This is a genomic window from Rhizobium sp. BK181, from assembly GCF_014193305.1.
Lineage (GTDB): Bacteria > Pseudomonadota > Alphaproteobacteria > Rhizobiales > Rhizobiaceae > Rhizobium.
Genome location: NZ_JACHZA010000012.1, coordinates 89,034 through 108,146 on the forward strand (window position 1 = coordinate 89,034; position 19,113 = coordinate 108,146).

The 19,113-nt window shown below is 59.3% G+C and carries 18 protein-coding genes; 11 read left to right on the plus strand and 7 right to left on the minus strand.

The annotated features are described in order from the left end of the window. Nucleotides 1-49: 49 nt before the first annotated feature. Together FHT77_RS22735 and FHT77_RS22740 are read right to left on the minus strand one after the other, a co-directional pair. Nucleotides 50-2,137 carry an ABC transporter substrate-binding protein gene (locus tag FHT77_RS22735; protein WP_183757109.1) on the minus strand — a complete coding sequence of 696 codons (2,088 nt, stop codon included), beginning with the start codon at nt 2,135-2,137 and terminating at the stop codon, nt 50-52. Between the two features lie 122 nt (nt 2,138-2,259). Further along, nucleotides 2,260-3,726, minus strand: a complete 1,467-nt coding sequence (locus FHT77_RS22740; RefSeq protein ID WP_183757110.1) for an alpha-glucosidase/alpha-galactosidase — start codon at nt 3,724-3,726, stop codon at nt 2,260-2,262. 202 nt (nt 3,727-3,928) lie between these two features. Here FHT77_RS22740 and FHT77_RS22745 point away from each other — a divergent pair, with 202 nt between their 5' ends. Continuing rightward, nucleotides 3,929-4,819, plus strand: a complete 891-nt coding sequence (locus FHT77_RS22745) for an AraC family transcriptional regulator (protein WP_183757111.1) — start codon at nt 3,929-3,931, stop codon at nt 4,817-4,819. Nucleotides 4,820-4,838: 19 nt separating this feature from the next. Here the strand turns inward: FHT77_RS22745 and FHT77_RS22750 are convergent, their stop codons facing one another. Continuing rightward, nucleotides 4,839-5,552 (minus strand): DUF899 family protein, encoded by a 714-nt coding sequence (locus FHT77_RS22750; protein ID WP_183757112.1) that lies wholly within the window; start codon nt 5,550-5,552, stop codon nt 4,839-4,841. Nucleotides 5,553-5,760: 208 nt separating this feature from the next. Here FHT77_RS22750 and FHT77_RS22755 point away from each other — a divergent pair, with 208 nt between their 5' ends. The 3 genes from FHT77_RS22755 to FHT77_RS22765 all read left to right on the plus strand — a co-directional run bounded on the left by FHT77_RS22755 (nt 5,761) and on the right by FHT77_RS22765 (nt 7,345). Further along, complete coding sequence (locus FHT77_RS22755; RefSeq protein ID WP_183757113.1) at nt 5,761-5,904, plus strand: hypothetical protein; 144 nt, start codon at nt 5,761-5,763, stop codon at nt 5,902-5,904. 70 nt (nt 5,905-5,974) lie between these two features. Next, complete coding sequence (locus tag FHT77_RS22760) at nt 5,975-6,565, plus strand: AraC family transcriptional regulator ligand-binding domain-containing protein (protein WP_246712684.1); 591 nt, start codon at nt 5,975-5,977, stop codon at nt 6,563-6,565. Nucleotides 6,566-7,009: 444 nt separating this feature from the next. Continuing rightward, entirely contained in the window at nt 7,010-7,345 is a 336-nt protein-coding gene (locus FHT77_RS22765; protein ID WP_183757114.1) for a hypothetical protein, read from the plus strand. A 19-nt stretch (nt 7,346-7,364) separates the two neighbouring features. Here FHT77_RS22765 and FHT77_RS22770 read toward each other — a convergent pair whose 3' ends face one another. Then, nucleotides 7,365-8,111, minus strand: coding sequence for a histidine phosphatase family protein (locus FHT77_RS22770; RefSeq protein WP_183757115.1), 747 nt, complete (start codon nt 8,109-8,111; stop codon nt 7,365-7,367). Nucleotides 8,112-8,333: 222 nt separating this feature from the next. On the opposite strand from FHT77_RS22770, the gene FHT77_RS22775 reads away from it, so the two are divergent. Beyond that, a complete protein-coding gene (locus tag FHT77_RS22775) occupies nt 8,334-8,684 on the plus strand; it encodes a hypothetical protein (RefSeq protein WP_246720079.1) in 351 nt (116 codons plus the stop codon). A gap of 170 nt (nt 8,685-8,854) precedes the next feature. Here FHT77_RS22775 and FHT77_RS32305 read toward each other — a convergent pair whose 3' ends face one another. The 3 genes from FHT77_RS32305 to FHT77_RS22785 form a co-directional block, all read right to left on the minus strand. Beyond that, nucleotides 8,855-9,046 carry a hypothetical protein gene (locus tag FHT77_RS32305; protein ID WP_405049305.1) on the minus strand — a complete coding sequence of 64 codons (192 nt, stop codon included), beginning with the start codon at nt 9,044-9,046 and terminating at the stop codon, nt 8,855-8,857. Between the two features lie 332 nt (nt 9,047-9,378). Further along, on the minus strand, nt 9,379-10,101 hold the full coding sequence (gene hutC / locus FHT77_RS22780) for a histidine utilization repressor (protein WP_183757116.1): 723 nt from the start codon (nt 10,099-10,101) through the stop codon (nt 9,379-9,381). A 57-nt stretch (nt 10,102-10,158) separates the two neighbouring features. Continuing rightward, entirely contained in the window at nt 10,159-11,520 is a 1,362-nt protein-coding gene (locus FHT77_RS22785) for a formimidoylglutamate deiminase (protein ID WP_183757117.1), read from the minus strand. Nucleotides 11,521-11,641: 121 nt separating this feature from the next. Between FHT77_RS22785 and hutI the strand changes: the two genes are divergently transcribed. The 6 genes from hutI (at nt 11,642) to tauA (ending at nt 19,061) form a co-directional block, all read left to right on the plus strand. Further along, nucleotides 11,642-12,904 (plus strand): imidazolonepropionase, encoded by a 1,263-nt coding sequence (gene hutI / locus FHT77_RS22790; protein WP_183757118.1) that lies wholly within the window; start codon nt 11,642-11,644, stop codon nt 12,902-12,904. Further along, nucleotides 12,901-14,436, plus strand: coding sequence for a histidine ammonia-lyase (hutH, locus tag FHT77_RS22795; RefSeq protein WP_183757119.1), 1,536 nt, complete (start codon nt 12,901-12,903; stop codon nt 14,434-14,436). The genes hutI and hutH overlap by 4 nt, the downstream gene beginning before the upstream one ends. Before the next feature lies 1 nt (nt 14,437). After that, the gene (gene hutG, locus FHT77_RS22800) at nt 14,438-15,238 is read left to right on the plus strand and encodes an N-formylglutamate deformylase (RefSeq protein WP_183757120.1); all 801 of its coding nucleotides are present in this window, start codon (nt 14,438-14,440) and stop codon (nt 15,236-15,238) included. A gap of 25 nt (nt 15,239-15,263) precedes the next feature. Further along, nucleotides 15,264-16,952: a urocanate hydratase gene (gene hutU, locus FHT77_RS22805; RefSeq protein ID WP_183757121.1), complete on the plus strand. Its 1,689-nt coding sequence runs from the start codon at nt 15,264-15,266 to the stop codon at nt 16,950-16,952. A 135-nt stretch (nt 16,953-17,087) separates the two neighbouring features. Beyond that, entirely contained in the window at nt 17,088-17,672 is a 585-nt protein-coding gene (locus FHT77_RS22810) for a HutD family protein (protein ID WP_183757122.1), read from the plus strand. A gap of 375 nt (nt 17,673-18,047) precedes the next feature. Then, a complete protein-coding gene (gene tauA, locus FHT77_RS22815) occupies nt 18,048-19,061 on the plus strand; it encodes a taurine ABC transporter substrate-binding protein (RefSeq protein ID WP_183757123.1) in 1,014 nt (337 codons plus the stop codon). Nucleotides 19,062-19,113: the final 52 nt, after the last annotated feature.

Sequence of the window (19,113 nt, forward strand, 5' to 3'; positions counted from 1 at the left end):
GCCCGGCCGCGCTTCACGCGCGACCGGCTTTTCGGTTGGGAGGGAAGTCTTAGTTGATCGGACCCTTGTCACCGGGCTTGCCGGGCAGCTGCTCCGGGAAGAGCTCGTATTTGCCCTGCTTGTCGGCGGCCACCCACAAACGTTCGCGGATGACGGAGTCTTCGGCCCAGTTGAACATGAAGATCGGGGTGCCTTCCGGGACGTTCGAGAAGCGTTTGTTGATGATCAGTGCACCTGGGTATTCCGTGAGGCCGACCGTATCGACATTCTCGGTTGCCACCTTCTGGTACTGCTTCATCAGCTCGACGCGCTCGTTGTTGTCCTGGCTGGTCTGGAACTTTGTGACGATATCGACCAGCTTTTCTTCGTAGGGCATCAGATCAACCTTGCCGTCCTTGCCGGCGCGATGCTGCCAGCTCGTCCGTGGGCCGACGGGCGCCAGCTGCTCGGTGTTCTGAACAACCGAGGCAAGTTCCGGCGAGCTGCGCTGGATGAGCCAATCGAAGCGGCCGCTGTAGTGGGCGTCGTCACGCTTGGGGCCGTCCAATGCATTCAGGATCACCTTCAGCCCGAGCTTTTCCATCTGGCCGATGACGCCTTCGGCAAGGCTCTTGTCTGTTGCATAGCCGTTGTTGACGAGCAGCACGATCTCGACGTTCTTGCCGTCGGCCGTCCCCGCAGGGAAGTTCACGAACCCGTCCCCGTCGGTATCCTTGAGGCCGACCTTGCCCAAGAGCTCTTTGGCGGCCTTCAGGTCGAAGGGGTAGTAGACCACGGAATTGCGGTCGTAGAAGCTCGTGCCGGAGGAGAGGCCGCCGGGATAAATCGCTGTGAACGGACCCTTAACCAGGGAGTCACCGATCGCCTTGCGGTCGAGACCCATGGTGACCGCCTTTCGGAAGTCTTCATTGCGGTTCAGATCGCGGAGGGCCTGGCCACGAGCATCAGGATCGCCCCAGCCGTTGGCGGACAGGTTCATGCGCATGTTGTAGCCGATCAGGCGTGGACCGAAGGCGAGGCGTGCGGGCGCGGTCTTCTCGGCGGCGCGCTTCAGCGACGCCACGAAGTTTTCAGGTTGCTCCAGGTTGGAAATGTCGCCGGATCCGGCAACCGCCTGCACGTCACGGTCCGCCCAGGTCGACAGCTTATAGTGCAGCTCGTTGAGGTAAGGCAGCTGATTGCCCTTCTCGTCGACCTTCCAATAGTAGGGATTGCGGCGCATCACGATGATGTCGTCCGGACGGTATTCGACAGGCACCCAGGCACCCATGACCGGCATGTTCATGTATTCCGGCGGGAACGCATTCTTGAACTGATCATACGTGTTCTTCGAATACTTCGGATGCTGCGGCTTCAGAATATGCGATGGGCCCGGGCAGAAGCTCGGATAGGCCATCGTGTAAAGATACTGCTTCGGGAACGCTTCCTTGAAGGTCCACTCGACGGTGTAATCATCGATCTTCTTGAGCGTCGTTCCCTCGCCGAAAGCCTCGGGCGAAGCGCCGCCGCCAAGCGGCGAAACGTTCGGATCGATGACCTCGTCTTCCCAGTAGAACATAATGTCATCAGCGTTGAACGGCACGCCATCCGACCATTTCGCACCTTCGACAAGGTGCATCGTCAGCTTGTGACCATCCTGCGACCACTCCCAGCCCTTGGCGAGGTTCGGAAGCGGTTCGGTGTCCTTGGCCTGGACCTGGAAGAGCGGTGCGGTGCGCGTCAGGCATTCCGAAAGGCCGATATCGATGCCACCCCAGCCTTGTGTCTGGCCGGCGCCGTAGTTCCAACCCTCCGGCCGGCCGCCGATAACGTGACGCATGGTGTCGCCGTAGACCCCGATGCCGTCAACCATGTTCTCGGTCTTGAAGACGAGCGGCTCCTTGGGAAGGCGATCCTTCACCGGGGGCAGCTTGCCGGTGTCGACGAAGTTCTTCTTCACCCAGTCTGGTTCATTGTAGGATGGAAGTGCCTTGAATTCCTCGATGGAATCTCTCGAGACGTATTTGATCTTGCCTTCCGCCGGAAATTGCGGCGGAACGGGCGGTGCTGTTGGCTCGGAAGCATAAGCGTTCAAAGCCTGGACCGAGACGCTCAGCGCCAGTCCGGCAAGAATGCCAAGGTTGCGGAAATTTCTCATCGTCTCTCCCTCTTGTTTCGAGGCGCGCGCGGCGACCCCGGTTCTCCTCAAACGATCCGGCAACAGGCTTGCGACGATAGGGTCCCTCCCGGAGCCCCATCGCCACCCGTCCTCCGGGAAACTCAGACGGCCTGCTTCAGCGCCGCCTTTTCGGCACGCAGTTCGTCGATCGAACGGACGTTGCGGCGGGCAGCACCGGCCCAGTCGCGGGTCTTGACGGTCGATTTCGCGAGACGTTCCTTTGCTGCCGGAACACCATCCGCATACTGCGGAAGCCAGCGGGCCTGGGCGACGACCATCTCGTCGACCATCTGCCAGACCTCTTCCGGGGTCGCGACGGCACCGACCAGCGGATCGTGCAGGACGGCGAGCTTCAAGAGGTCGATGTCGCCGCTGATTGCAGCATGGACCGACATGCGCTGAACATTGATCGACGCCATGCAGGTTGCCGCACATGCTTCCGGAATCGTAATGCTGGAGACCATATTGATGCCGAATCGGTCGACGAAACCGGGCGATTCGATGATCGCGTCGGGCGGCAGGTTGGTGATGACGCCGTTGTTCTTGACGTTGAAGTGGCCACGATAGACGCGTCCGGTTTCCAGCGCTTCGAGAATATGGCTGGCATGTTCGTTCGAGCGCTTGGCCGGATCGATCGGCTTTTCGGCCGAAGCCAGGAACTGCGGGAATTCCGTCTCGAACCAGTTACGCGTTTCGGTCGAGTGGCGGAGGTAACCTCCGGTCTCGCCGTGGATCCAGTCGGACATGTCGATCCACTTGGTGATCTCGTCCGGCCGCTTGCGGTACCAGGGGAGGTATTCCGAGAGGTGGCCGTTGCTCTCCGTCGAGTAGACGCCGAAACGCTTCAGGACGTCGATGCGCAGCTTTTCCTGCTGCGAGAAGACTGGATGGGCCTCAAAGGCGGCGACAAGCTCGTCCTTGCCGATCTTGCGGCCGTTTAGCTTCAGATCGACGAACCAGGTCTGGTGGTTAATGCCCGAGCAGATGTAATCGAGTTCGGAAGGAGACTTCGCGCCGAGCACTTCGGCGATCTGCTCGGCACCGTGCTGGACGCCGTGGCAGAGACCGACGGTGTCGACCTTGCCGTACTCGATCGCGGCCCAGGTGTTCATCGCCATCGGGTTCGCGTAGTTCAGGAACTTGGCGCCTGGCTCGGCGACTTCGCGGATGTCCTTGCAGAAGTCGAGAATGACCGGGATATTGCGCTGGCCATAAAGAATGCCGCCAGCGCAAATCGTGTCACCGACGCACTGGTCAATGCCATATTTCAGCGGAATGCGGATATCGTCGGCATAGGCTTCGAGGCCGCCAACGCGCACGCAGCTGATGATGTAGCGCGCGCCGGTCAAGGCCTCGCGGCGGTTGGTCGTCGCCGTCACCTTGGTTGGCAGCTTGTTGGACAAGACGATCTTATCAAGGATCTGCTTGATCATCGTCAGATTGTGTTCACTCATGTCGGTCAGCGCGAACTCGACGTCCTGGAACTCAGGAACGCAAAGGATATCGGTAAACAGTTTTTTCGTGAAGCCGACGCTGCCCGCGCCGATGATAGCGATTTTGAAACTCATGATCCCTGCCTCAATGCGATAAAATTGCCGTCGCTGAACGATGAGAAGAAGATTAGCGCCCGGGCTTGCGCTCGACGCTAGAAAAGGCCAGAAAACGGGCTTATTCTCCTCCCCGCCGGTCCTCGGTGCTGGCGGTGTTCTCTCTCTTGAGGGCGGATTATGCGCATATTCGGCGATGCCGCCAGAGAAGGATTATGCTTTCATGGGTAATTTTGTGCTGCAGAAATTGATTGACAACGGACCGGTGATGCGGACGGTGTCGCTGCCTCGTGGCCGCCAGAGCCTGCATACGATGCCCACCAGCACCGGCTACGAGATTCGCGAAAATGCCACCTACGACTGGGACGGCCGCAAGCGCGGACAAACACCTTTTACCGTTTTGCAGCACACGATCGGCGGGGCGGGAAACCTGCGGTACGAGAACCGCCAACTTCGCGTCAAGGAAGGCGAGACGCTTTTGGTCCTGGTCCCCCACAATCATCGCTACTGGCTTGATGACGGTGATCGCTGGGAGTTCTTCTGGATTTCGATGAACGGTGAGGAGGCGCTGCGTATCCATCGCTCGATACTTGCCGTCACGGGACCGATCCTGAAGCTGCAGCCGCAAACAATCGAGCATCTTGCGGATTGCAGCCTGCGCCTGATCAATGGCGCGGAAACGCCGGGGCTCGCCTCCGCCATCGCCTACGAGGCCGCGATGGCGCTGTACGACGATGTCTTTGGATCGCATCCGGTTTTCAGTGAGGAATACCGTACGATGCAGCATGTCATCGACTACATCTCGGCAAACCTCGAGCGTCCCTTGCCCGTGGAGGATCTTGCCCGGATCGCCGGCCTCAGCCGGGCCCACTTCTCACGAATGTTCGCAGCCAATGAGGGCCTCCCACCGGCTGAGTTCGTCTTGCAAAAGCGGTTGAGGCGGGCTGTGAAGCTGTTGACCAAGACCGCCAACATGCCGGTGAAGGAAGTGGCGATCCGCTCGGGGTTCGAAGACGCAAACTATTTCTCCAAGGTCTTCCGGCGGGTATACGGAACCAATCCGACAGAGTTCCGCACGACCGGCATGTATGCGAGCGTCGGCAAGGTGCGCTGACGCCCGCGAAACGCGCCGGCTACCGGGCGAGGTCGTAAGTGAGCTTGGGATACCAGGTCGCCGGTCTGCCTTCCGGGGTTGTGTCGAGGACGGTCCAGAGAGGCATGAAATCCGGTGCGCCGCGCGGATCCTGACCGGGATCGGCGGTTGCCGGTCCCATTTCCGGGTTCCAGAAGTGACGGATCGCGCCATTCTTCAGGGTGAAGACATTATAGGCGGCATCGTCACTGCCATCGGGTCCGATGGCATGATAGTCACGACTAAATTCGTCCGTTGTATCGGAATAGAGTGGGAGGTGATGCCAGCCCCGCTCCTTCTTGAACGCCAGCAAACGGTCTATCGGCGAACGCGCAACGACCGCAAAGGCAACCTGCTGGCATATGTCCGGAACCTCGCCATCGAAGGCAGACAGCATGGACGTGCACATTGGGCATGGCCGCTCGCGATTGGGTCCATACATGTAGCTGTAGATCACCAACGTGGTCTTGTTGGCAAAGAGGTCATGCATTGTGACTTCGCCATCCGGCCCCCGGAATGTGTAGTCTCTGGTTACCTCGCCACCTGGCGGCAAAGCCCGACGCTGCTCGGCGACGCGCTCGATATGGCGGCGCAGCTCGATTTCTTCGGCAAGGAGTTCGTCGCGCGCCTGCCTGTATTCGCTACTTTCGTTTGGAAAGGTGAGGGCGTTTCTTCTTGCCAGTTCTCTGGCAGAGACAAGGTTGTTCTGATCCATCACGAGACTCCTCCTTTGTTCTAAAACGCCGGCGAACCTTGCACCGGTCGCCATCCTGACAAGGAACGTTTGACAAAAGCGAAAATCGACAGGTGGCTGAAATTTTCTCCGAAATTTCCGTCCGTTCGCGCCAGGACCACATTTGCCCTCCGCTACGAGAGGCCTCATCATGTTGTTGGCACTTATAAGCACGAGACCAGGGGGAGTGATGTCTCAAGTCCTCAAGAACAAGTTTCAGGGGCTAGCTGCTGCTGCGACCGCGATAGGGTTTGCTTCACAGCTTGCGCTCGCGCGGATCAAGCGGGAAGACAGCGATCCGCTGCCGCTTCTGAGGCGCACAAGTTCGGACTGAGTCTAGCGACCCAACTGGACCTTCCGGAGATCAGACGCTGGAACTTCGGTTCGACAATCAGGGGGGCGTACTGCGACCCGCAGTTTCCTTCGAACGGTTTTCGCGCCATACCGATAGACATCACGCCGAGTTCGTCGCCTCGGTGCTTCTTCGCGTATGCCGCAAACTGATGGGAAGCCGGATTATCCCTCTGAGTGTGTCGCTCGCACACCATTGCTCCGGAGATCTCGCTCAAATCAAGTCTCTATTCGGCTGCGACGTGCAATTCGGCGATTACTCTGATGGCCTGACGTTCGACGCAGCCGTCCTTGGCCTTCCGGTCATCGGTATAGACCCCTTCCTCACCGAGCTGTTGTCGGACTTTGCGAGCAAGCCATCACCGCGCGTGTGTCGACCATGGACGCTGGTGGAGAACACGATCTCGCCTCTATTGCCTCATGGCGAAGCGAGTGCCGACAATGTTGCGCACCGACTGGGTGTCAGCGAGCGGACATTCGCGCGGCGCCTGGCTGCGCAGGGAACGGCCTTCGGGTTGATATTGGATGGTCTGAGACATGAACTGACGATTACCTGCATGCAGGATGGTCTGCAGGCTTCCCGGATCGCCTGGTTGCTTGGATTTCACCAGTCCAGCTCGTTCACCCACGCCTGCAAGCGCTGAACTGGGAGCACACCCTCTCAGTATCGGCGGCTCCAACCGATACAATGAGACGTTCAGGAGGTAACGGCGCATCCGAGATTTCACCGTCACCCACCGGCACCAATCGCCTATTGGCATGAGGCATATGGCAGCTCAGAACAAGTTTTTGGCAGCGTATTGTAAGCAGAAGAGCAGCTGTCTTCTTAAAGTGCCAAAAAAATCAACGTCCAATTGGAAAATTGGCCGCCGCTCACCCCAGCGGTGGCATCCTTTTCCGCCTTAACCACGGCTTCTCGTGGGTTAACATTCCACGGAAATTCCATTCGCTCGCTTAATCCCGAGGGGCGCCCTTCCCGCCTCTGATATACGACCTATGTCCCCTTCATCCTTCATCTCCTGGAAGGAAGACGGAGGCCTCCAGTCATCGGTTGACCGGTGCGGATGTCTCCCTCCACGGAGGCTACGATGAAAACCTTGGTATCGCTGTTTGAGGCTGCCATTCTGGCGGCCGGCTCACCGGTCGTTTCCAACGATGGCACAGGCCTGGAGCGCGCCCAGGCCGTCTGCTCGTTTCTTCAGGGGACCGGCCTGAACGGCGATTGCGCAGTGGACGCCGGGGAGACGCTCATCGAGGTTTCTCTTGCTGGCCAGTACGACAGTCCCGCAGACTGTCCTAAGGTGGCTGACATGCTGCGGGCGCACGGTTTTCAGCTGGGTCCGGATTGGGAACTGCGGATCAAAGCCAGCATCAAGGACGAGCCGGAGGTTACCGAGTGCGGCCTGTCCCCTGCTCGCCATTAACATCGGCGATGACGTCTGCCTATGGTTTTTGTTTCGGGGCAATCGTCAATTCTGATCCGTGGGCCATACGCAGCTCGTCATCACCTTCCATCCGGTCGGTCGCCTTGTGCAGCAGGGACGAGCTGTATCCTGAGGAACGGTTTCCCTCGATCAATGTGACGTCGGAATTTCCTGGATTGTCGGAGCGCTCAAACCAGTCGACAGCAAGGTGGAGGAAATTCATTTCGAACGCCCGGTTCGTCACCCCATGTCCCACGATAATGACATCGTTGGATATTCCGGACACATCGTCGATTACCGTTTGCAGGAAAAGCCGGAGACGCTGGGCGACGTCCGCCCTGCTCTCCCCGTCGGGCGGCCTTGCATAGAATTTTCCACTGGTGCTGCGCAGCCTGGCCCATTTTTCGAACTCGTCCGGAAACTTTTGCCGACGCTCCGCATGATCGTATATTTCCGTGAAAAGGCCAAAGTCCTGCTCGCGAAGCAGGTAATCCTCCCTTATTGCGCCTATCCGTTCGGGCGGTAGGGTTTCGAGAAGCGCGTCCTTGCTTTGCCGGGTCCGCAAATAGGGAGAGTACCAAATGTCCAGGCTGGCGCTGCCGGTCTGCGGCAGTCCCGCGAGGTAGGACGCCAACGCCTGACCGGCCGTTTGCACTTGCCGGTAACCCCATTGCGTCAGAGGAACATTGTGGTCGCCGAACTGCCCGTAGGCCTTTTCATCAATGTTGCCGAGGGATTCGCCATGTCGGACCAGAAAGATACGCATCGCCGTCGTGTGTCTCGATGTCAGGTGCCCTCATCATGACGACAAAGGCCGTGCGGTTCAATCGGGGCAGTCTTTCGCGCAAGCAGCAGGTAACGTGAAGTGCGAGCCGTGGTGAGGGTATTTCTCCCCAAAACATGGGAGGCAGCGTTGATCACTTGCAATTTCTGAGGGATCTGACCTTATGACTGAAAATTCATATTCATTTCCGATCGCTGGCTTCTGGTGTCGACAATCAATGAACAGATGCCCCTTCCCCCTGGCGGCTTTCCCGATGCTCGCACTCGCCTTTCCAGCGCTCGCCGAAATGCGCCCGCTATCGGAGGTCACAAACAGATTGAAGCTCAGATCTTAATTCAGAATTCGCGCCAGGATATCGAGTGCTACAAGTACATCCTGAAAGATTTCCAGCAGCGGAAAGTCAGAAAAGCCGATGTGTTTGTCGTCTTCGATGATCCAGGCATCGAGGGCATCGGGATCGGAATATCAGAGACCGATGAAAACTACAGTTGTGAAGGCGGCGAGATGAGGGCCTGGGAAGCCGGAAAGTACTCTGTCGTGAATCAATTTCGCTAGAATTGGCGAGACACCAACCGAGATCGTCTACGAAACCCGGCAAGTCTGGCAGAGGACGTCCGCAGCAAGAGGGACGCCACGCTCCGGCCCGTTTGGACGAACGGTCGTCGACCCAGAAGTGCAACGCGTGTCGGCGACGTCAAATCACCCCGTTGATCTGGTAAAAGCGCCTAATAGCTGCAGGGTCGATCGTTGCCGAATCCGCCACTGCACGCCGGTCTGAGATCAAAGTCGGCATTATGTCTGCCATACCCGACCGATCCCGTCGTGAGGGGTGCCTCTGAGCTGGTTGAACAGGCCGATGCGAGACCTGCAATAGCGACGAGCATTCCAACGGATATCATTCTTCGAAGCGTGTCCATCACAGCCCCCGTGCAACACTATCGGTGATAGAATTTAGCCTCACCGGGCTTCTCGGAAATAGGCCGAACCAATCAACATTTCGTCATCTTGGTGGGCACCGTACGTTTTCCGGAAAGGAGCAAAATACAGCTGCAGCGAGAACTGGAGATATCGCTATCCACAGCCTGCCATCCGCTCCATAGCAAAAGGCCCTGATTGCACATGCTTTGCAGGCGAAGCCGCGTTGGGGGCGGTGTGGACCCGCACGAAGGCTCTTACCGTCAAAATCTGTTACTGAAGCACTGCAACGGGGAATATCCTACGCCCGTCGATAATGGTTGCTGCCGACTTGCTATTGCGATGCCGGCGTGAAGCGCGCTACCAACGCATGGCGGTCACCTGGATAGGTGAAGCGGACATGGGTGACTGGTCCGACATTGCTCCAGGTACGTCGCTCGACAACCAGGCAGGCGGTATGACGCGGTATATCCAGGGCAATGGCTTCGTCGGCGCCGGCCGAGACGGCGTGGATTCGGTGCTCGGCGCTGCTCCACGGTATCTGGTTGATCAGCCACGCACCCGGCGCCATGTCAGCGAAATTTTCTTCGGCGGCTTCCGGGACAGTTGAAAGACTGATCAGGCGCTCTTCCAGGCAGAAGGGCCGCCCGCCCGCATGATGAATGCAGGATACGTCCAGCACCGACGATCCCGATGCAAGATCGAGGCGCCTGATGTCGTCCGGCCTCGCCTTGCGCTGCTCGCGCTTCGATACGGCGTAGGAATAGGCGAGGTTCAGTGACTGAACCTCCGTCCGGATGTCGTGGATCTCAAGCACCGCCGATTGCGCTTGAGGTTGCGTCACGAAACTGCCCGACTTTTTCCTGCGCTCGATGAGACCCGCCTTGGCCAGTTGCGTAAGCGCCTTGTTCACGGTCATGCGCGAACAGTCATATTCCTTGGTGAGATCCACCTCGAACGGAATGCGATGGCCAGGAGGCCATTCGCCCGAGACGATGCGGCCTTCGATCTCGCTCACGATCCGCTGGTGCAAGGTTGTGTCCTTGCCTTGATTCATCGCCACGCTCCAGTTGGTGACTCCCGCTCTAGTCGGTATACCGCGGCGAGGGAAGCCCTATGTTGTCAGGAGCTCGCCCATCGCCTTCAGAAACCTTCGGTTGATGTCCTCGCGCGCCACGTGGCGTCCGCTCGAGACCTGTTTTCGTCCAAGCGTCCAGACGCTGTCGATGGTGACGCCACCGGCAAAGACCCAATGATCGAGCAGCTGGTCGCCGGAGAGATAGGGGACGGCGGTTGCGTCGAGCGAAACGAGGTCGGCGTGGTTTCCCTTTGCGATACCACCTGGAGCCTTGAGCGCGTCACCACCGCCACCGATCGCGCGATCGAAAAGGTTCCGCCCGGTCGAACCGCTAGGGGCGGCAATGACGTTGCGACCTCTCAAGGCGAGTCGCAATGAATATTCGAGCTGACACAGTTCCCCGGGCAGGGAGATGCGAACATTCGAGTCAGAGCCGACGCCGAAGCGCCCGCCTTCTTCGATGAAAAGTGGCGCGGGGAATGTACCATCACCAAGGTTGGCTTCCGTGATCGGGCAAAGACCCGCAATCGCGCCACTCTGCGCCATGCCGCGTGTCTCTGCGTCGGTCATGTGTGTCGCATGGATCAGGCACCAGCGCTCATCAACAGGTGCGTTTGCAAGCAGCCATTCCACGGGGCGTGCGCTTGACCACGCCACGCAGTCTTCCACTTCCTTGACCTGCTCGGCGATGTGGATATGGACCGGCCCGTCGCCGGCAAGCGGCACGATCTTGGCAAGTTCCTCCGGTGTTACGGCCCGCAGGCTGTGCGGCGCGATGCCAAGCTCGGCGCCGGGGATTGCGGTTGTCACCCCGCGGCAGCCCTCCATCAAAGCGGCAAAGCTGTCCAGGTTATTGATAAAGCGTCGCTGGCCATCAATCGGCGTCTTACCGCCGAAGCCGGAATGGGCGTAAAAGACCGGAAGAAGTGTCAGGCCGATCCCGCTGGTGGTTGCTGCCGCACCGATACGCTCTGCGAGTTCGGCAATATTGCCATAGGGCATTCCGTCCCGGTCATGGTGAAGATAGTGGAACTCTCCGACGCGCGAAAAGCCGGCCTCGAGCATTTCCATGTAGAGTTGGGCGGCAACGGCCTCGACGTGCTCGGGTTCCATAGACAGGGCAAACCGGTACATGACGGTGCGCCAACTCCAGAAACTGTCGTTCGCAGGGCCCCTGACCTCTGCAAGGCCAGCCATTGCGCGCTGGAAAGCATGGCTATGGAGGTTGCTCATCGCCGGAACGATCGTTTGGTGATGCTCGTCACCGGGTCCGGCGTCAACACCTGTCTGAACGTCTTCAATTCGTCCGTCTGCAATGGTCAGGCGCACGTTCTCGCGCCAGCCTCCCGGTAGCAGAGCCGCGCTGGCGTGAAGTCTGGTCGCGACAGGTCCGGTCATTAGGCTTTTCTCCTCTTTGGCACTGCACATCTTCCTTTTTGAGGAGGATGCACAAAATTTCACTTGTCACCGCTCCTGTTATGTATATACATGTTTCCACATAAGGGAAGGCGCAAAGCTGATGACTGGGAACAAAATTTCAACCGGCGACGCATCCGGAGATCTCCGTCCACATCTGTGGCGGAACGCGCGATTGGCGACGCTCGAGCAGCAAAAATTGGGTCTCGGCATCATCGAAAAGGGTGCCATTGTCACCGAGAATGGCCGTCTAACTTTTGTCGGCCCGGAGGCCGACCTGCCGGTGGCGGCAATCGAGCGGGCACAGATCACCGATCTCGAAGGCCGCTGGGTTACACCCGGTCTGGTGGACTGCCATACCCATATCGTCTACGGGGGCAACCGCGCCCGCGAATTCGAGATGCGCCTCCAAGGGGCTACCTATGAGGAGATTGCACGGGCTGGTGGTGGGATTGTCTCCTCCGTCAAGGCGACGAACGCGCTCTCGGTGGAAGGCCTCGTGGAAGCAGCGCTTCCCAGACTGGATACGCTTCTTTCCGAAGGTCTGACCACCATCGAGATCAAGTCTGGCTATGGATTGAGCGTCGACGGTGAGCTCAAGATGCTGCGCGCTGCGCGCCGGCTCGAACGCGTCCGTGCGGTTCGGGTCGTCACCTCCTATCTTGGTGCTCACGCCACTCCGGTCGAATACAAAGGGCGCAATGCCGACTACATCACCGACGTAGTCATCCCGGCTTTGCAAAATGCCCATGCAGAGCACCTTGTCGATGCCGTCGACGGATTCTGTGAGACGATCGCGTTCTCAACCGCGGAGATCACTCGAGTCTTCGATCGGGCAGCCGCCCTCGGTCTGCCGGTCAAGCTCCACGCCGAGCAGTTGTCAAACCTCGGGGGCGCGAAGCTCGCAGCCTCATACAAGGCGCTTTCTGCCGATCACCTGGAATATCTTGATCCGGAGGGCGCTCGCGCGATGGCTGAGGCCGGGACGGTTGCCGTCCTGTTGCCGGGTGCATTCTATGCCATCAACGAAAAACAGAAGCCCCCCCTGCAGGCACTGCGAGACGCTGGCGCCCACATTGCCATCGCGACGGATTGCAATCCGGGCACCTCGCCGCTGACGTCGTTGCTGCTGACGATGAACATGTCCGCCACCCTCTTCGGCCTGACCGTGGAGGAGTGCATTGCGGGGGTCACGCGCGAGGGCGCGCGGGCTCTTGGGCTGCTTGACGAAACGGGCACTCTCGAAACCGGCAAATCGGCGGACTTCGCCGTCTGGGATGTGGAGAGCCTGGCAGAGCTCGTCTACCGCATCGGCTTTAATCCGCTTCACGCACATGTCTTCAAGGGCGAAAGGATCGACCATTGACCATTACCCTTCATCCCGGAACCGTTTCTCTCAAGCAGCTCGAGACCATTTACTGGACCGGAGAGCCGGCCAGGCTGGACGCATCGTTTGATGCTGGTATCGCCAAGGCGGCAGCGCGTATTGCCGAAATCGCTGCCGGCAATCAGCCTGTCTATGGCATCAATACCGGTTTCGGGAAACTTGCGTCGATCAAGATCGACAGCGCTGATGTGGCCACGCTTCAGCGCAATCTTATCCTCTCGCATTGCTGCGGCGTCGGCGCACCACTGCCCGAGAACGTCGTCCGTTTGATCATGGCCCTCAAGCTGGTCTCCCTGGGCCGTGGCGCCTCCGGGGTTCGACTCGAGCTGGTCCGGTTGATCGAAGGCATGCTGGAAAGGGGCGTGATCCCCGTCATTCCAGAAAAAGGCTCCGTGGGCGCGTCGGGAGACCTTGCCCCACTCGCCCACATGGCGGCCGTCATGATGGGAGAAGCCGAAGCCTTTTTTGCAGGCGCTCGTCTTTCCGGTCATGTGGCTCTCGAGAAAGCCGGCCTGAAGCCGGTTGTCCTTGCCGCAAAGGAAGGGCTTGCGTTGATCAACGGTACGCAGACCTCGACAGCTCTTGCGCTGGCCGGGCTCTTCCGGGCGCATCGCGCAGCACAGGCAGCCCTGATCACCGGTGCCATGTCCACTGACGCGGCAATGGGCTCGTCCGCACCATTCCACCCGGATATCCACACCTTGCGCGGTCATCGGGGGCAGATCGATACGGCCGCGTCGCTTCGAGCGCTTCTCGAAGGCTCCGTGATCCGTCAAAGCCATATCGAGGGCGACGAGCGGGTTCAGGATCCCTACTGTATCCGCTGCCAGCCGCAGGTCGACGGCGCCTGCCTGGATCTCCTGCGGATGGTTGCGCGGACATTGGAGACCGAAGCCAACGCAGTAACGGACAACCCTCTGGTGCTGTCCGACAACTCTGTTGTCTCGGGCGGCAACTTCCACGCCGAGCCGGTGGCATTTGCGGCTGACCAGATTGCGCTCGCAATATGCGAAATCGGAGCGATCGCGCAGCGACGCATCGCCTTGCTGGTCGATCCTGCGCTATCCTATGGATTGCCAGCCTTCCTTGCAAAAAAGCCGGGGCTGAATTCCGGCTTGATGATCGCGGAAGTCACCTCCGCGGCGTTGATGTCTGAGAACAAGCAGATGTCCCACCCTGCCTCCGTCGATTCAACGCCGACCTCCGCCAATCAGGAAGACCATGTGTCGATGGCTTGCCACGGTGCCAGACGCCTGCTGCAGATGACCGACAATCTCTTCAGCATTATCGGCATCGAAGCAATGTCGGCGGCCCAGGGGGTCGAATTCCGTGCGCCGCTTTCGACCAGTCCGGAGTTGCAGAAGGCACTGACCGCGATCCGCAGCGCAGTTTCGACGCTGGATCTCGACCGTTACATGGCCAACGACCTTCAGGCAGCGGGCGATCTCATTGCGACCGGTGCACTCAATGCATCTGTGTCGCGCGGCATTCTTCCGGTCCTGGAGGCTTGACATGTCCGTGTTCGAAGTCAGGCAGGGGACCTCGCCGGTCATCCTCGCATTTCCTCATACCGGGACCGACGTCCCTGCGGGCATCTGGGATCGCCTGAATGACAATGGCAGGAAACTTGCCGATACCGACTGGCATATCCATCGGCTCTACGACGGCCTCCTCGCCGACGCTACGACTGTTCGCGCGACTTTCCATCGGTATGTTATCGACGCGAACCGTGATCCTCAGGGGCGAAGCCTCTATCCCGGGCAGAATACGACGGGTCTGGTCCCGGAAACGGACTTCGATGGGCAAGCGATCTGGAAAGATGGCGAGTCGCCGCGCGAGGCCGACATCGCTCTGCGGGTGCGGGACTTTCATGCGCCCTATCATGCGGCGCTTGCCGCCGAAATCGAGCGCGTCAGAGCAGACCACGGTGTGGCAATCCTTTACGATTGCCACTCCATTCGCTCCCACATCCCGTTCCTCTTCGAAGGCAAGTTGCCAGACTTCAACATCGGGACGGACATGGGCAAGACCTGCGATGGCGCGATCGAGCAGGCGACGCTGACCGTTGTCGGAGCCGCCGAAGGCTATGACAGCGTGCTCAACGGCCGCTTCAAGGGTGGCTGGACCACCCGCCACTATGGTCGTCCGGAAACGGGAGTACATGCCATCCAGATGGAGCTTGCGCAATCAACCCATCTTGAGACCGAAGCGACACCGTTTGCCTACGACAGCCATAAGGCCGACCGCCTGCGGATACATCTGAAAGACATCCTGTTGCGGATCGAACAGATCGCTCAGGGCCTGAAACGCTAGAAATCACTCCACAAGGGGAACACGCATGACATCCAATCCACGCCACAACATCCGTGAAATCCGCGCGCCGCGCGGCAACGAGCTCACTGCCAAGAGCTGGATGACAGAAGCGCCATTGCGCATGCTGATGAACAACCTCGACCCTGACGTGGCCGAAAATCCGAACGAGCTCGTGGTTTATGGCGGCATCGGCCGGGCAGCCCGCACCTGGGACGACTTCGATCGTATCACGGCGACCCTGAAGACGCTGAGCGAGGATGAGACGCTGCTGGTGCAGTCTGGCAAGCCGGTTGCCGTGTTCCGGACACACAAGGATGCCCCGCGTGTTCTGATTGCAAACTCGAACCTTGTCCCGCATTGGGCGACCTGGGATCATTTCAACGAGCTCGACAAGAAGGGTCTTGCCATGTACGGCCAGATGACGGCCGGTTCCTGGATCTACATCGGTACGCAGGGGATCGTACAGGGTACGTACGAGACATTCGTCGAAGCTGGACGCCAGCACTACAATGGCAACCTCAGGGGAAAATGGATTCTTACCGGCGGTCTCGGCGGCATGGGTGGGGCTCAGCCGCTTGCGGCTGTCATGGCGGGAGCCTGCTGCCTTGCGGTCGAATGCGACGAGACCCGCATCGATTTCCGCCTTCGTACGCGTTATGTCGACGAAAAGGCAAAGACACTCGACGAGGCGCTCGCTCTCATCGACAAGTGGACGAAAGCCGGGGAAGCAAAATCGGTGGGTCTCCTCGGCAATGCCGCGGAAATCTTTCCCGAGCTTGTTCGTCGCATGAAGGCGGGCGGCCCACGCCCCGACATGGTGACTGACCAGACGTCGGCGCACGACCCGCGCAACGGTTACCTGCCCGCTGGCTGGACGGTCGAGGAGGCTAAGGCCAAGCGCGAAAGTGATCCGAAGGCTGTGGAAGCTGCTGCGCGCGCCTCCATGAAGCAGCAGGTCGAGGCAATGGTTGCCTTCTGGGATGCGGGCGTCCCGACACTCGACTATGGCAACAATATCCGCCAGGTCGCCAAGGACGAAGGTTTGGAGAATGCATTCGCCTTCCCGGGCTTCGTGCCAGCCTATATCAGGCCACTGTTCTGCCGAGGTATTGGTCCGTTCCGCTGGGCTGCACTCTCTGGCGACCCGGAAGATATCTACAAGACAGATGCGAAGGTGAAGGAACTTCTTCCCGACAACAAGCATCTCCACAACTGGCTTGACATGGCGAGAGAGCGGATCTCATTCCAGGGCCTGCCGGCACGCATCTGCTGGGTCGGTCTTGGCGATCGCCATCGTCTCGGCCTTGCTTTCAACGAGATGGTCCGGAACGGTGAGCTGAAAGCTCCTATCGTTATCGGCCGTGATCATCTGGATTCCGGTTCTGTCGCCTCCCCGAACCGTGAGACCGAAGCGATGAAGGACGGCTCGGATGCCGTATCCGACTGGCCGCTTCTGAATGCTCTGTTGAATACCGCGTCAGGTGCCACCTGGGTATCGCTTCATCACGGTGGCGGCGTCGGCATGGGCTTCTCCCAGCATTCCGGCATGGTGATCTGCGCCGATGGCACCGACGATGCAGCTCGCCGCCTCGAGCGTGTCCTCTGGAACGACCCGGCGACAGGCGTCATGCGTCACGCTGACGCGGGCTACGAGATCGCCCTTGATTGTGCCAGGGAGCAAGGCTTGCGCCTGCCGGCAATTCTCGGGAACTGATGAAGGATACCGGGCCCCAAATCCGATGGGGCCCGATTACCCGAAAAAAGCCTTCATCGTGACCGTGACAACCTCCTCAATCTTCGGCGTGGACGCGACCAATCACTCCGTCGTCCTTGCAATCCAGGAACGAAAATGATCCGCGCAACCGTGCTCAAGTCCAGGACCTATCGCCGTATGCCGTGGAAGAACGGCGGGGGCGAAACCATCGAGATCGCGGTTTCGCCAGAGGGGGCGCCGATAAGCGATTTTGATTGGCGCATCAGCATGGCAATCGTTGCCACGGATGGACCGTTCTCGATCTTTGCCGGCGTCGACCGGACGCTGTCGATCCTCGAGGGAAACGGAATGTCGCTGGCGATCGATGGACACGCTCCTGTATTGCTGACACAAGAGAGCGCTCCCCTCGCCTTTCCGGCCGATGTTGCCGTGTCTGCAGCGTTGCCAGATGGTCCGATCACGGACCTCAACGTCATGACGCGCCGCAACATGCTGCGGCATCGGGTGGAGAGACTGGCTGTCAACTCGACTACATCCATGCGACCCGAGGCCCAGACCTGTCTTCTGCTCTGCCGCCAGGCTGCGCTTGCAGTCGAATGGAGCGACCAACATGTCGAACTTGAACCAGGCGACACAATCCTCCTGAAGGGGGCCAGAGGGGTGGACGTCACACTCCACGGCGAAGCGCCCTGCTTTCTCATCTCCATCAATTCGCTCTGAGACCCCAGATCTCGATCGATTGTGGAGCAGCTAGGTTGGTGGCAGGCACGTCCGATACGGTGGGGTCCGGCCGTGCACAACGAGTGGCTATCCAATCACCAGCCGGATCAATCACGACAGCCTGCTTATAGGACCCCTCATCTGGCATGAGCGTGCCTGACCACGTGTCGCTCCGTTTCCATCAACATGACCATTGGCAGGCGCAAACAGCCCAAGGTTCAGCCGGTCGCCCCCGTAACTCATGCCAAAACAATATTGTTTCTATAGTCTATAAATTAGATGGTTTTAGCTGTGTGGGAGCAAGTCCCTGCCCTAGTGTCTCCGTGTCGAAACAACTTCACGCGGTGACGATGTTCAGCCGCAAGGGGACGAAACATGAAATTGAGAGCACTTTTGGTGGCAGTGGCCCTAGGGTCGGCCAGCCTGCTGACACCATTTCTTGCAGGGGCAGCGGAAAAGAAAGTCGTTGTCGCATATCAGACCGACGCGCTTCCGTCATCGGTCGCCATCGCCAATGGTGAGTTTGCCAAGGCAACCGGCTATGAGATCGACTTCCGCAAGTTCAACTCGGGTGCAGAGATCTTTGCCGCCATCGCTGCTGGTGATGTTCAGGTCGGCTACGTCGGCTCGAGCCCGTTTGCGGCAGCAACCTCACGCGGACTGGAGGTCAAGGCCTTCTACCTCTCATCCATTTCTGGCGTCGATGAAGCGCTCGTCGTCCGCAACGGCTCCGGGATTTCGTCGGTCTCCGACCTAAAGGGCAAGAAGCTTGCCGCGGCTCCTGTCTCCACGGATCACTACCAGCTCCTTGCTTTGATCAGGTCCATCGGGTTGACAGAAAAGGATGTACAGGTCTTCGCCATTCCGCAGCCGGAGATTGTTGCGAGCTACAACCGCGGCGATATTGACGGCGGTTTCGTCTGGGATCCGGCACTGACCGAACTGAAAAAGAACGGCAAGGTTCTGGTCACATCCAAGGACGTTGCGGACCGGGGTGCGCCCACTTTCTCCGCCTGGGTCGCCGCATCGAAGTTTGCTGATGAAAACCCCGCGTTCTTGAAGAGTTTTGCCGGCGTCATCAACACCTATTACGCCTCGTTCGCGGCAGACAAGAAGGCCTGGGATGGCGATAGCGAGAATGCACGGTTGCTTGCCAAGACTTTGGGCGGAACTGCCGAGCAGCAAGCTTCCGCGCTGAAGAACCTCACTCTTCTTACGCCTGAGGTGCAGGCATCCGAGGCCTGGCTTGGCGGCGGCGACAAGTCGGGTGCCGCCAGAATCCTCAAGGATACCGCCGCCTTTTTGAAGGACCAGGGCAAGGTAACCGAAGTCCTGCCGAGCTACGCTGCCTTTGTTACGCCAGATGCAGTCGTCGACGCAAACAACTGAAAACACAATTCAAATCACCTCTGCACGCTGGCGCGAGAGGCGCCGGCGTCAC

What these genes read in the sequence shown, in the direction of transcription:
- FHT77_RS22735 (WP_183757109.1), bottom strand. Translation starts at nt 2,137, where the DNA reads ATGAGAAATTTCCGCAACCTTGGCATTCTTGCCGGACTGGCGCTGAGC.
- FHT77_RS22740 (WP_183757110.1), bottom strand. Translation starts at nt 3,726, where the DNA reads ATGAGTTTCAAAATCGCTATCATCGGCGCGGGCAGCGTCGGCTTCACG.
- FHT77_RS22745 (WP_183757111.1), top strand. Translation starts at nt 3,929, where the DNA reads ATGGGTAATTTTGTGCTGCAGAAATTGATTGACAACGGACCGGTGATG.
- FHT77_RS22750 (WP_183757112.1), bottom strand. Translation starts at nt 5,552, where the DNA reads ATGGATCAGAACAACCTTGTCTCTGCCAGAGAACTGGCAAGAAGAAAC.
- FHT77_RS22755 (WP_183757113.1), top strand. Translation starts at nt 5,761, where the DNA reads ATGTCTCAAGTCCTCAAGAACAAGTTTCAGGGGCTAGCTGCTGCTGCG.
- FHT77_RS22765 (WP_183757114.1), top strand. Translation starts at nt 7,010, where the DNA reads ATGAAAACCTTGGTATCGCTGTTTGAGGCTGCCATTCTGGCGGCCGGC.
- FHT77_RS22770 (WP_183757115.1), bottom strand. Translation starts at nt 8,111, where the DNA reads ATGCGTATCTTTCTGGTCCGACATGGCGAATCCCTCGGCAACATTGAT.
- FHT77_RS32305 (WP_405049305.1), bottom strand. Translation starts at nt 9,046, where the DNA reads ATGGACACGCTTCGAAGAATGATATCCGTTGGAATGCTCGTCGCTATT.
- hutC (WP_183757116.1), bottom strand. Translation starts at nt 10,101, where the DNA reads ATGAATCAAGGCAAGGACACAACCTTGCACCAGCGGATCGTGAGCGAG.
- FHT77_RS22785 (WP_183757117.1), bottom strand. Translation starts at nt 11,520, where the DNA reads ATGACCGGACCTGTCGCGACCAGACTTCACGCCAGCGCGGCTCTGCTA.
- hutI (WP_183757118.1), top strand. Translation starts at nt 11,642, where the DNA reads ATGACTGGGAACAAAATTTCAACCGGCGACGCATCCGGAGATCTCCGT.
- hutG (WP_183757120.1), top strand. Translation starts at nt 14,438, where the DNA reads ATGTCCGTGTTCGAAGTCAGGCAGGGGACCTCGCCGGTCATCCTCGCA.
- hutU (WP_183757121.1), top strand. Translation starts at nt 15,264, where the DNA reads ATGACATCCAATCCACGCCACAACATCCGTGAAATCCGCGCGCCGCGC.
- FHT77_RS22810 (WP_183757122.1), top strand. Translation starts at nt 17,088, where the DNA reads ATGATCCGCGCAACCGTGCTCAAGTCCAGGACCTATCGCCGTATGCCG.
- tauA (WP_183757123.1), top strand. Translation starts at nt 18,048, where the DNA reads ATGAAATTGAGAGCACTTTTGGTGGCAGTGGCCCTAGGGTCGGCCAGC.